Source organism: Nocardia sp. NPDC003482, assembly GCF_053588115.1.
The window spans coordinates 318,085-330,080 of sequence record NZ_JBSFPI010000001.1; the positions used below are offsets into that span (position 1 = coordinate 318,085).

At 67.6% G+C, this 11,996-nt stretch carries 10 protein-coding genes; 8 read left to right on the top strand and 2 right to left on the bottom strand.

Translation table 11 applies throughout. From position 1 onward, the window contains the following. Window positions 1-87 precede the first annotated feature (87 nt). The 3 genes from ACWDSJ_RS01515 (at window position 88) to ACWDSJ_RS01525 (ending at window position 2,324) form a co-directional block, all read left to right on the top strand. Window positions 88-657 carry a helix-turn-helix domain-containing protein gene (locus tag ACWDSJ_RS01515; RefSeq protein ID WP_450028719.1) on the top strand — a complete coding sequence of 190 codons (570 nt, stop codon included), beginning with the start codon at window positions 88-90 and terminating at the stop codon, window positions 655-657. 136 nt (window positions 658-793) lie between these two features. Beyond that, window positions 794-1,834 carry an isopenicillin N synthase family dioxygenase gene (locus tag ACWDSJ_RS01520; RefSeq protein WP_450028720.1) on the top strand — a complete coding sequence of 347 codons (1,041 nt, stop codon included), beginning with the start codon at window positions 794-796 and terminating at the stop codon, window positions 1,832-1,834. Window positions 1,835-1,859: 25 nt separating this feature from the next. After that, window positions 1,860-2,324, top strand: a complete 465-nt coding sequence (locus tag ACWDSJ_RS01525; RefSeq protein ID WP_450029015.1) for a VOC family protein — start codon at window positions 1,860-1,862, stop codon at window positions 2,322-2,324. A 32-nt stretch (window positions 2,325-2,356) separates the two neighbouring features. On the opposite strand, the gene ACWDSJ_RS01530 is transcribed toward ACWDSJ_RS01525, so the two are convergent. Next, window positions 2,357-3,928 carry a DHA2 family efflux MFS transporter permease subunit gene (locus ACWDSJ_RS01530; RefSeq protein ID WP_450028721.1) on the bottom strand — a complete coding sequence of 524 codons (1,572 nt, stop codon included), beginning with the start codon at window positions 3,926-3,928 and terminating at the stop codon, window positions 2,357-2,359. Between the two features lie 80 nt (window positions 3,929-4,008). On the opposite strand from ACWDSJ_RS01530, the gene ACWDSJ_RS01535 reads away from it, so the two are divergent. Then, window positions 4,009-4,647: a winged helix-turn-helix transcriptional regulator gene (locus ACWDSJ_RS01535; protein WP_450028722.1), complete on the top strand. Its 639-nt coding sequence runs from the start codon at window positions 4,009-4,011 to the stop codon at window positions 4,645-4,647. A gap of 61 nt (window positions 4,648-4,708) precedes the next feature. Here ACWDSJ_RS01535 and ACWDSJ_RS01540 read toward each other — a convergent pair whose 3' ends face one another. Then, entirely contained in the window at window positions 4,709-5,083 is a 375-nt protein-coding gene (locus ACWDSJ_RS01540) for a tautomerase family protein (protein ID WP_450028723.1), read from the bottom strand. A gap of 160 nt (window positions 5,084-5,243) precedes the next feature. Here ACWDSJ_RS01540 and ACWDSJ_RS01545 point away from each other — a divergent pair, with 160 nt between their 5' ends. From ACWDSJ_RS01545 to ACWDSJ_RS01560, 4 genes are all read left to right on the top strand, one after another. Then, window positions 5,244-5,843 (top strand): TetR/AcrR family transcriptional regulator, encoded by a 600-nt coding sequence (locus ACWDSJ_RS01545; RefSeq protein ID WP_450028724.1) that lies wholly within the window; start codon window positions 5,244-5,246, stop codon window positions 5,841-5,843. Between the two features lie 322 nt (window positions 5,844-6,165). Next, window positions 6,166-6,930: an amino acid hydroxylase gene (locus ACWDSJ_RS01550; protein WP_450028725.1), complete on the top strand. Its 765-nt coding sequence runs from the start codon at window positions 6,166-6,168 to the stop codon at window positions 6,928-6,930. Between the two features lie 58 nt (window positions 6,931-6,988). Then, window positions 6,989-10,936 carry an amino acid adenylation domain-containing protein gene (locus ACWDSJ_RS01555; RefSeq protein WP_450028726.1) on the top strand — a complete coding sequence of 1,316 codons (3,948 nt, stop codon included), beginning with the start codon at window positions 6,989-6,991 and terminating at the stop codon, window positions 10,934-10,936. A 164-nt stretch (window positions 10,937-11,100) separates the two neighbouring features. Next, window positions 11,101-11,835 (top strand): O-methyltransferase, encoded by a 735-nt coding sequence (locus ACWDSJ_RS01560; protein ID WP_450029016.1) that lies wholly within the window; start codon window positions 11,101-11,103, stop codon window positions 11,833-11,835. The last annotated feature ends 161 nt before the right edge of the window (window positions 11,836-11,996 follow it).

The window sequence follows — 11,996 nt, forward strand, 5'->3', positions numbered from 1 at the left end:
GCCATTTCGAGTTACGTGGACATTCGGTTCTGTAACGATCACATGAAGAGGAAGCGCGTGACAGAACGGACTTCGGAGGCTGGTTCGTTGGACGAGTCGCGTCTGTCGCGCCGGGCGGGGGACCAGCTGCGCGCTCTCCGTAAGAAGCGAGGGCTATCAACGCGCGAACTCGCGTCGCTGGCTGGGATCAGCCAGCCCTTTCTCTCCCAGCTCGAGCGAGGCATCTCCGCCCCCTCGATGATCACCGTCTATCGGCTCGCCGAGGCGCTCGGCGTGCTGCCCGGGGCGCTGTTGCCGCCGGTCACGGACGACGTGGTCACCGTCGTTCGGGCCGATGAGGGCGGGCGCGTGCCGGTCGCCGCGCGGGCTGACGCGGTCGTCGGCCGCACCTTGCAGATGCGGCCGGACAACGTGCTGGAGGTCATCGAGTACGTCATCGAGCCGGGCCGGTACATCGGTGAATGGTTCCAGCTCGAGGGCGATCTCGGGGTTTACGTGGTCTCCGGCACTCTCTTGGTCGAGGTCGAGGGGGCCGGTTCGTTCGAGCTCGGGCCGCGCGATTTCATCGCGCACTCGGCGGCGATGAGGCACCGCTGGTTCCTGGTCGGCGACGAACCCGCGCATGTCGTCCTGAGTTTGGCGCATCCGGCGGGCTAGGCGCGAAACAGGACCGAAACCTCGGGTGCGTAACCTTCCCGATGCCCGAGTTCAACAAGACAGCAAGGCCGACTCCTGGCCGGGAAAGCGGACACCTCCGGGCGCGCCACGGTCCGTACCACATCAGGAGGTCATCGTGAACACCTTCCAGGTTCCCGCTGTCGACATCAGCCCCTACGTCCAGGGTGGAACAGCCGCGGCGTGCGCCGACGTCGCCGCGGCCATCGACCTCGCCTGCCGCGAGGTCGGCTTCATCCAGATCCTCGGCCATGGCATCGCGCCGGAATTGATCGACGACTTCACCGACGCCGTGGACGACTTCTTCGCCCTACCTCAGGACGTGAAGAAACGGTGGTGCCGCCCCGCCGGGGAGAACCGTGGCTACACCCCGCCCAAGTCCGAGACCCTCGCCCTGAGCGCGGGTATCCGATCCGAGACCCGGATGAAGGACTTCTTCGAGGCCTTCAACGTCGGCTCCTCGACCTCCGACTATCCCGGAACCACGCTGATCGAGAGCCACTACGCGGAGAACACTTGGCCTGCCCTGGACGGCTTCCGGGCCAGGGTCGACGCCTGGCGTGCCGAGGCGGGCCGCGTCGCCCGCACGATGGTCACCATCTTCGAAGACGCGCTGGGTGTGGAACGGGGGGCCATCGCCGAGTTGGCGGCCCACCCGATCGAAGTCCTGCGGATCAACAACTACGCGCTACCCGAGGGCACCCGCGTCGAGGTCGACGAGGACCTGATCGGTATGGGAGAGCACACCGACTACGGGATCGTCACCATCCTGTGGGCCGACCAGGTGAAGGGACTCCAGGTTCTGCACGGCACGCGGTGGCACGATGTGCAACCGGCCGAGGGAGCACTCCTGATCAACCTCGGCGACCTCACCACGCGGCTGACCAACGAGCAGTGGCTCTCCACCCTGCACCGGGTCAAGCCGCCGATCGTGAACGGCACGATCCAGCGCCGGCGCTCCGCGGCGTACTTCTTCGACGGCGACGCCGAGGCGGTCATCGGTCCGCTCCCCGCTTTCGTCGACGCCCGGCACCCTCGCCTCTACGCCGACGTCACCGTCGACGAACACATCGCCGCCAAACTCGCGGGCTCGCGCGCCGGGGTGATCAACACCGCCGCACAACGGGAGGCCACACGAGTCCTGACAGCGGGCTCCTGACCCCTCGTGTGAGCCACCCGCATTGATGGTGGGGGAGCGCTACCGTACCGGAGTAGGCTCCGGTGCCGTGCACCTCACTCAGATTCGCTTGATTGTGGCCGATTTCGACGGCTGTGTGGCGTTCTACCGCGATGTTCTCGGCCTCACACCGCAAACGGATGATCCGCGGCCGCCCTATGTCGCATTCAAGCCCGAACTGGGCAGCACACTCGCTCTCCACGATCGGTCGAATCTGGCTGCGGCGCTTGGCGATACGCTCCGATCCGGATCGGAGGCAGGCGAGGACGCGGCGATGGTGTCGCTGCGGGTCGACGATCTGACCGCCTATCTGGCCGAGATAGCTGGCCGCGGAGCCGAGATCCTCGCCGGGCCGATCGAATACGACGGCCGCATCCGCTGTGCGTATCTTCGTGATCCGGACCAGAACCTGATCGAGATACAGCAGTGGCTCGCCACCCGCACCGGCGAGGCCGTGCCCTCCGCGGGTTGAGGCCGCCTCGCGACCGCAAGCGAAAGCACTGATCAGACGGCGGGTCCCAAGCTCTCCCGCTGTGCCGAAACACGCTGTGGCTCAGGCTGTTTCGGCGGTTGAGCGGGCAGGAACGCCGCGGCGAGCAGCGCTCCGCCGGCGGCGACCGCGCCCGCCACGACGCAACCGACGCGCAGGCCGTGGTCGAAGGCGTCGGTCGCCGCCCACCGCACCGCCTCCGCGGTGGCGCCTTGGCCCGCGGCGGTGAGCCGGTCGGCCAAACCGTAGGCCGCACCGATGGACTGGTGCGCGAGGTCGCCCAGCGCGGAGGGCAGCGATTTCGGCAGTCCGGTATCGAGCCGGGCCCCGTACAGCGAGGCATAGATGCTGCCGATCACCGCGACACCGAGGGTGCCACCGAGCAGCCGGGTGGAGTCGTTCACCGCTGAGCCGACTCCGGCTTGGTGGGCGGGCACCGCCCCCATGATCGACTCGGTCGCGGGCGCGGTGGTCAGCCCCATACCCAGCCCGTAGACGACCATCTGGATGGCGATGACTCCGTAGGGATACGTGGGTGTGATGTCGGCGGCGACCCAGAAGTAGAAGCCCGCCTGCAACGCCAGCCCCGCCGTGACGACGGCCTTGGTGCCGATCGTGACGGCCAGCCGGGTGCCCACGGCCGATCCGACGGCGACCGAGACCGCCACGGGCAGCAGATGCACGCCCGTGGACAGCGGACCGTAGCTCCGGATGAACTGGAAGTACTGGGTCATCAGGAAGATGAACCCGAACAGCGTGAAGAACCCGACCGTGACCGCCGCGCTGGCCGCGCTGAAGCGCATGTTCGCGAACAGCCGCACATCGAGCATGGGTGAGTCGACCCGGCGTTCGGCGAGGATGAACGCGACGACCAGGACCGCCGACCCGGCGTACCCGAGCAGCGACGGCGGCGCGGTCCAGCCCCGGTTCGGGGCCTCGATGATGGTGTAGACCAGCAGCGCCATGAATCCACCGGACAGTACGAGGCCGGGGACGTCCAGCCGGTGCGTGAGCGCGGACGCCGACCGGGGCACACACACCGCCGCCAGGACGATGACGGCCAGCGACACGGGCCCGAGCGCGTAGAAGATACTCGACCAGCTGAAATGCTCCAGCAGGTACCCGCCCACGATCGGCCCGAGGGCAATGGCCATACCGGCTGTGGCACCCCACAGCCCGATCGCCAGCGCGCGTTCCTTCCGACCGGTGAACACCCCGATGAGCAGCGACAATGTGGCCGGGAACGTCATCGCCGCACCCAGGCCCATCACCGCACGGGCGGCGATCAGCTCGCCCGAGGAGTTCGCGAAGCCGCCCACGTAACTCGCGGTCCCGAACACCGCCAGCCCGGCCAGCAGCATGCCCTTGCGGCCGAAGCGGTCGGACAAGCTGCCCGAGGTGAGCAGCAGCGCGGCGAACACGAGGTTGTAGGCGTCGACCACCCATTGCAATTGCGCGGTGTCGGTGTCGAGCGCCCGGGTCAACGTCGGCAACGCCACATTGACCAGGGTGGTGTCCAGATTGATGACGAAGGAGGCGAACAGAAGCGCCGCCAGGACCAGCGGTTTGGATCGAAGACGAGACATGGTTGAATACTAGAACCTATAAGTTTAGTTTTTCAACCGATGAGGAGAGATCTTCTACTTCCGCTTGGTAGAGTGGACGCATGCGAAGCTATGGCCAGTACTGCTCGATCGCCCGCGGCCTGGACGTCGTGGGCGACCGGTGGACGTTGCTGATCGTGCGCGAGCTGCTGATCCAAGGTCCGTGCCGGTTCACCGACCTGAAGAACGGGCTGCCCGGCATCGCCGCCAACCTGCTGTCCACGCGCCTTCGCGAGCTCGAACAGGCCGAGCTGATCGAGCGCGACGAAGCGCCCCCACCCATCGCGACCACTCTCTACCGGCTCACCGAGGCGGGCTGGGCATTGGAGCCCGTGCTGAAGGCGATCGGACTCTGGGGCCTGAGATACATGGGCACAGTGGACCCGCGCGACGCCTTCCTGCCCCAGTGGTTGGCCTACGCACCCGCGTGGTTCAGCGTCGACGCCGCCCCCGAGGCCCCGCCGGTGGTGATTCAGCTCGTCGTCGGCGACGTACACGCGGTCATGGAGATCGGCGACGGCCGGATCCATACCCGTGTCGGCCGAACGGATGCCCCCGACCTCGTCCTGGACGGACCGGCCAACGCCGTCCTCGGCCTACTCACGGGTGTGATCGACCTGGATCTCGCCACCCAGATCGGCCTCACCGCCACCGGCCGCCACGATGTGCTCGGCCGCCTCCGCCCGCTACTCCCATCCTGACGGGCCTTCTTGACTCTCGCTGGGCGGCGCGCATCGCCACGCGCGTGAATTGTCCGCTGCTTCAGGCGAATTGGGCACCGTGGCCGACGGACCAGTTCTCCTTCGCGGAGGCGAGAACATTGATGAAGATGTCTTCCGGCCGGATACCCGGGTTCTCACCGAGCAACTCGGCGATCCGCCCGAACAACGCGCGCTTCTGCGCACCTGTGCGGGTGTCGAACATGGTGATCTGGATGTACACGAGATCGTCACCGCGCCGCACGCCGAATGCGTTGCCGTAGCGGAAGTTCGCGGCGTCGTGTTCGGTGATGATCATGAATTGATCACCCTCGGGAACGTCGAGCGCTTCGCGCATCGCCCGATACACGGCGTCGAAGAGGGCCTGGCGGTAGCTCTCGGGCTTTCCGGCACGCAGCGAAATGTGGACGAGGGGCATGGCGAATCCCTTCGCATCCGGTCGGCCGCTCCTGGGGGCGCTGGATGCGTGGCCGCAAACGGGACGAATCATTTTTGACGCCTTGATAAAAACAGGTTCTTGACACTCTGTCAAGTACTCTCGTACTCGACACCACCCCCTTGCCGATCGGGAAGAAGCGTTGAGACCACGAGAATTCGACGAGGACGACGTTCTGCGCATCGCGTTCGATCGGTTCTGGCGCAAGGGGGTGCGCGGCACGTCCCTGGCGGAGATCGCACGCGACGCGGGCCTCCAGCGCGGCAGCCTCTACAACGCCTACGGCGGTAAGGAGGCGCTGTTCCTCCTCGCCTACGAGCGCTACGCGAACACGTACCTGGACACGCTGCGGAACGTGCTGGGCACAGGGACGCTCCGTGAACGTCTGGCGGCGTTCTTCGACGCGACGATCACGAACTTCCGTTCCGGCTCCCCGCCTCGCGGATGCCCGACCACGCGCGGCCTGATGGAGTTGGCGCCGGGCAACGGCGAGGGGCTGGGTGACGACGCACGCCGCGCCTTCGCCGACCTCCTCGCCCGCATCACCGCCCTCGTCGAGGAAACCTTGGCGGAGGGGCAACGGCGGGGCGAGTTCGCGGGCACACCCAGGATCGCTGCCCTGCACATCGTGACGGTCACGCGCGGATTGGCCGTATTCGAACGGGCATTCGGCGACGAAACCGAACTTCGCGGGATCGCCGCACACACCATCGATCTGGTTCTGGGGGAGCGAGGCCGCTGAGCTCGTGCGTCCACGCCCGAGAAAGGTCGCGAAGGCGTGAATCGCCGCCGCGACTGTAGTAGCCTCGCTGGCTACGGGTGGCTCTATCGTTGCTGATGAGAAGAGCGGAGGGTCGATGCGGAACCTGCGGGCGAGGGTCGTGGCGAATAAATGGGCATTAACTTTCGTTCAGCATTATTCTCCTCGTTCTCTCGATTTGTTTGGCGAAAATCGGCGCGGGTACTCCCGGCAACGGCATGCCCCGTCTTGTCGGTGCCGCAGTATTTCGACTGTTCGGTGAACATGCGCAAGTCGGGGCGACTCGAGGAGAGGGTTGGTTGCGATGACGGTTGGTGTCGACGTTCGATCCGAGCGTGAGCGCGTCGCCCGCGCGTGTCGCCCGGGGCAGCCCGTGCCCGACTTCGTCTACAGCGGTGACGAAGACGTGCTGTGGTCGCGTATTTTCGCGACGCTTCGCGGTCTGCACGAGCAACTCGGTTGCGCGGAATATCGTCGTGCCGCTCGGGTCGTCCCGTTGCCCGCCGATCACGTCCCGCAAATGAGCGAGGTCTCCCGTACCCTCCGTTCGCTGACCGGTTTCCAGCTGGTGCCGGCCATCGGAAGCCAACCCGGCCGGCTGTTCTACGGCCCGATGGCCGACGGCATCCTGCACGCCACCCCGGACGTGCGGCCGGTGGCGGAGCAAGCGTTCTCGCCCGATCCCGACATCATCCACGAACTGGTCGGACACGCTGTGATACTGGGTGATCCGGAATTCGCGGAGCTGTACCGCTGCTTCGGCCGGGCCGCCAACCGGGCCACCTCGGACGAGGAGCGGACCGCGATCGCGCGGTTGTTCTGGTTCACCCTGGAGGTCGGCTTGGTCGCCGAAGGGGGTCGCCCGCGAGCGTACGGAGCGGCGATCCTGTCCTCGGTCACCGAGATGGAGTCGTTCCCGCACGCGGATCTGCGCGAATTCCGGGTCGAGGACATCCTCGTCAGCCACATCGACGACAGCGTCTGTCAGCCTGTCCTTTTCGTCGCCGATTCGGTCGATCGGATGATGGCGGAAGTGCAGGGTTTCCTCCGGACGAGCGTCGGTTCGTGACGGCGCGCGGTGCGATCGCCCTGCCGACCTGCTCGCCGTCGAGAGTCGAGGAATCGCGGTGGTAGACCTGTCGAGTACCGGACTGCGCAGTGACGACGCCAGCCGGGACCTGGACCCGTTCGAATTATCGGTCGCGCAGTCCGAGCTGTGGCTGGCCCAGCAACTGCACCCGAGCGTTCCGTTCTCCATCTCCCAATACACCGACGTGCGCGGCGGTCTCGATGTCGGGCTCCTCCAGGACTGCGCGCGCCGCGCCGCTCGCGAACTACAGTCCCCGCATGTCCGCTTCACGATCGTCGACGGCCGACCGCGCCAGTACCTCGACCACGGCGTGGACACCGGATTCGAGTGCATCGATCTGAGCGATCACCCCGACCCGGACCGCGCCTCGCGGGAGTGGATGAGCGAGGACACCCTCGCCGGCATCGATCTGACGGGCCCCGACGTCTCGAAGGCGGTGCTGTTCACCCTCGGCCCCGACCGATATCGCTGCTACGCACGCAGCCATCACATCGCGGTCGACGGGTTCGGCGCCGCTCGGCTCCTTCAGCGAACCGCCGAATTGCATTCCGCCGCAACGCGACATCGCCCCGCGCCGCCGTGCCGGGCGGTACATCTGGCCGAGATCGTGGCAGCCGAGCAGCGATATCGGCGTTCGTCACGGTTCGCCGCCGACCGCGAGTACTGGGGAACCCAACTCGCCGGACTCGACCACGTGACACGCCTCAGTGATCGGTACGCGGCCCCGTCCGCGCGGCCGCATATCGCGCACGCTCCCCTCGAGGCGGCGACCATGGCTCGGCTGCGAGCCGTGGCCGACCACTACGACGCGGGCGTCGCCGAGGTGCTGGTCGCGGCGGTCACCGCGTTTCTGGCACAGATGACCGGTGATACCGATGTGACGGTGTCGCTGCCGGTCGCCGCGCGCACCAGCGGCGCGCTGCGGCAATCGGCGGGGATGGTGTCGAACGTGGTGCCCTTGTGCGTGCGAGGCGTGCCCGACCGGACGGTGGGGGACCTGGTCGGGCAGGTGCGCCTGCGGATGATCGGAGCGTTGCGCCACCAGCTGTACCGGCACGAGGACCTGCTCCGTGACCAGGGCATGGGCCGGGTCGGCCGGCACGGCTACGGTCCACTGGTCAACGTCCTCAGCCTGCCCGACAGCATCGGCTTCGGCGACGTTCGCGGACGCACGCATCTGCTGTCGGCGGGTCCGGTGGACGACCTGGCGATCAGCTGCTACCGGTTCGGCGCCGAACCCTTCACCATCGATTTCCACGCCAACCCGGAGCTGTACCGAGCGGACGAGGTGGAGTGGTATCGACAGCAGTTCGTGGACTGCCTGTCCCGATTCCTGGAAGCCGACGGCGAGGACAGGGTGTTCGCGGCGGTCGCCGGGAACCGCACGATCGCCGCGCCGGAGCGGCATCATCAGCGCCTGCTCCCGGAGTTGCTCGCGCACGGAATCGGTACCGGTGAACGGATCGCCCTGAGCGGGCCGGACCGCTCGGTGACTTATCGCGCCCTCGACGAGACGAGCGCCCAATGGGCGCGCGAGCTGATCGCGCACGGCGCCGGACCGGAAGTCGTTGTGGCCGTGGCATTGCCGCGGTCGGTGGAATCGGTGACGGCGTTGTGGGCGGTTGCCCGTACCGGCGCGGTCTTCTTCCCGGTGAATCCGGCCGATCCGCCGGCGCGCGTGGCGAAGCTCCTCGCCGATTCCGGTGCGACACTGGGCATCACCCGCACCGAATGGCACGCGGCGCTGACGGGCACGGCGGCCGACTGGTTGCTGCTCGACAGCGAGGAGTTCACCCGCGCCGCCGCGTCGCGCTCGACCGCCGCGGTGACCGACGCGGACCGGACCAGACCGCTGCGTGCCGCTCACCCGGCCTATCTCATCTACACCTCCGGATCCACCGGCGAACCCAAGGGGGTACTGAGCACCCACGAGGGTCTGGCCGCGCTGGCCGACGACCTGCGCACCCGCAACCACCTCGATCCCGAATCCGTGGTGCTGCAAGCACATTCGCCCTTCTGCGACGCCTCGTTCCTCGAGTACCTCTCCGCCTTCGTCCCCGGCGGAACGCTGGTCGCCATGGCGCCGGACATCGTTGCGGGACAACGGCTTTCGCAGGTTATCCAGGACGAGGCCGTCACCAACCTGGTGGTCACACCCACCATTCTGGCAACCCTCGACCCGGACCGACTGCCGTCGCTGCGCACCGTGACCGTCGGGGGCGACAAGTGCCCGCCCGCACTTGCCGACCGCTGGGCGGACCGACTACCCATGTTCAATTCCTACGGCCCCACCGAGGCCACCGTCGTGGTGACCCAGACCGAACCGCTCGAGCCGGGCACGACGATCACGATCGGCCGCGCACTACCCGGCGTGCAGACCCTCGTCCTGGACACCCGGCTACGGCCCGCCCCGCGCGGCGCGCGCGGCGAACTGTATCTCGCGGGTGAGGCGTTGGCGCGCGGATATCTGGGGCGGCCCGGGATCACCGCGAGTTGTTTCGTGGCAAACCCGCACGGGCCCAAGGGAACTCGAATGTATCGCACCGGCGACGTCGTGCGCGAGCAACCCGACGGGACGCTCGAGTACCTCGGCCGCAGCGATGTGCAGATCTCGCTGCGCGGGCAGCGCATCGAGCCGTCGGAGGTCGAGCGCGCACTGGCCGCCGACGAGACGGTCGAGCAGGCCGTGGTGCGGGTGTGGACATCGCAGACGCTCGGCGACCGATTGATCGGCTATGTCGTCCCGGCGACGGCAGCGCAGGACTTCGACCGTACCGCCGTGCTGGCGCGGGTACGGACGATCCTGCCGCCCGGCATGGTTCCCGCGGTCCTGGTACCGCTGTCCGAGATCCCGATCAATCCGAGCAGCGGCAAGACCGATCGCTCCGCCCTGCCCGACCCACAGTCGCTGCCACGCCCGGCGTTTCGCGCACCGACATCGCCGACCGAGCGGGTGGTGGCGGAAGCGATCGCCGAGGTGACCGGACAGACGCGGGTCGGTTTGGACGACAATTTCTTCGAGCTCGGCGGCAATTCGTTGCTGGGCGTCGAACTGTGCCGGCAACTGTCGGAGCGGTGCGGCACCACCGTGACGGTGTCCTCGCTGTTCACCCCGACGGTGCAAACCCTCGCCGCCGCAATCGATTCGGCGGCCGCCAATGCGAACAGCGGTGTGGCGGTGAGCGGTTCGGCCCTGGAGACGGTGCTGCCGTTGCGCGGCAACGGTTCCGGCACACCGTTGATCTGCCTGCATTCCGCGGTGCCGCTGTCGTGGTGTTACTCGGGCTTGCTGCACTACGTCACCGACCGGCCCGTCTACGGGCTGCAATCCCCGGCCGTATCCGGGCGACCGGGCGACTTCCACACCGTCGACGAACTCACCGAGGTGTACCTGCGCGAACTCCTCCGCGTGCGCCCCGAGGGCCCCTACCACCTGCTGGGCTGGTCCCTCGGCGGGCAACTCGCCCACGCGCTCGCCATCCGGTTGCGCGCCCACGGCCACGCCGTCGCGTCGGTCACCATGTTCGACAGCGTGGTGTTCGGCGACGACGCGCCCCCGCCGCAGCCGCCGACCGTCCGGGACCTGGTGACCCATCTCCAGGGCAACGAGTCGGCCACTCCCGACAGCCGTCCGCTCACCCTCGACGAAGCCGTCGACCTGCTCGCCGACAGCCCGGGACCGGGCCGGGGATTGACCCGCGAGCAACTCGAACGCCTGCACCGGGGATACGTCGACAGCGTCGCCATGTCGACGAGCTACCGCCCCGCGTGCTACGACGGCGATCTGCTGTATTTCTCCGCGCGCCAAGGCATTACCGGCGACCTGACCGCGGAGATGTGGCGTCCGCACTGCTCCGGCCGGATCACCCAGCACTGGGTCGACGTCACTCATGCCCAGATGACCAACCCCGAGGCGCTCGCGGTGATCGGGCCGATCCTGGACGACGAACTGAAACGCCGACAAGGCGGGAGCGAGGGTCTGTGAGCAGGTATGTCGCCGCCGTCGTGGCAACCGCGGTGTCGCTCACGTCGTCGATCCTGCTGACCGCGCCGAGGGCGTTCGGTCGGCGGCTGCCCCGGTCGGTGCTGGCCGTCACCGCCGCCGTGTCCTTCGCCGTCGCCGCCAACGAATACGCCGGGAAACCGGTGATGTTCCTGCGCTGGTCGTATGTGCGTTTTCTGTTCGGCCTCCGGCACATGGGCGCGAACTGGCAGGTCGGTGACGGCCGCGAACAGGCCCTGGCCGACTATGTGTGCGCGCACGCGCGCCGCAACGACATCGATGACGTCATCAGGACGATCGACGAGTTCTGCTACACCAAGAGTTACCTGATCAACATCGGTGACGAGAAGGGCCGGATCCTCGACCGCGCCGTCGCCGCCGCGCGCCCGCGCCGCCTGCTGGAACTCGGAACCTATTGCGGCTACAGCGCTCTGCGCATCGCACGGGCCATGCCCGCCGACGCCGTCCTGTACTCCATCGAATTCAATCCGGCCAACGCCGCCGTGGCGCAACGGATCTGGGATCACGCGGGCATCGGCGACCGCGTCGTCGTGATCGTCGGCACCCTGGGCGACGGCGGAAGGACCCTGGCCGCCCTGCGTGACGAACACGAGTTCGCCTCGGGCTCACTGGATTTCGTCTTCCTCGATCACGTCAAGGAGGAGTACCTGCCCGATCTCCACCGAATCCTGGACCAGGACTGGCTGCGTCCGGGGTCGGTCGTCGTGGCGGACAACGTCAAATACCCGGGCGCCCCGGAGTACCGAGCCTTCATGCGCCGGCACGAGCGCGTGCGATGGCGCACCCGGGAACACCGCACACACGCGGAATACCAGAAGGTCCTCAAAGACCTGGTGCTCGAATCGACCTACCTCGGCTGATCGATCGACGCTGTCACGGGTCCCGCCGCGGACGCACACCCCGTGGCCGTCTCGGACGGCAATTCGCCGAACCGTTCGCGGTACTGCTGGGCACCCGGTGCGGGAGGGTGAGGTTTTCACCCGTTTCGGATGGTACGAGCGCGTCATGCGGTCACCAGACT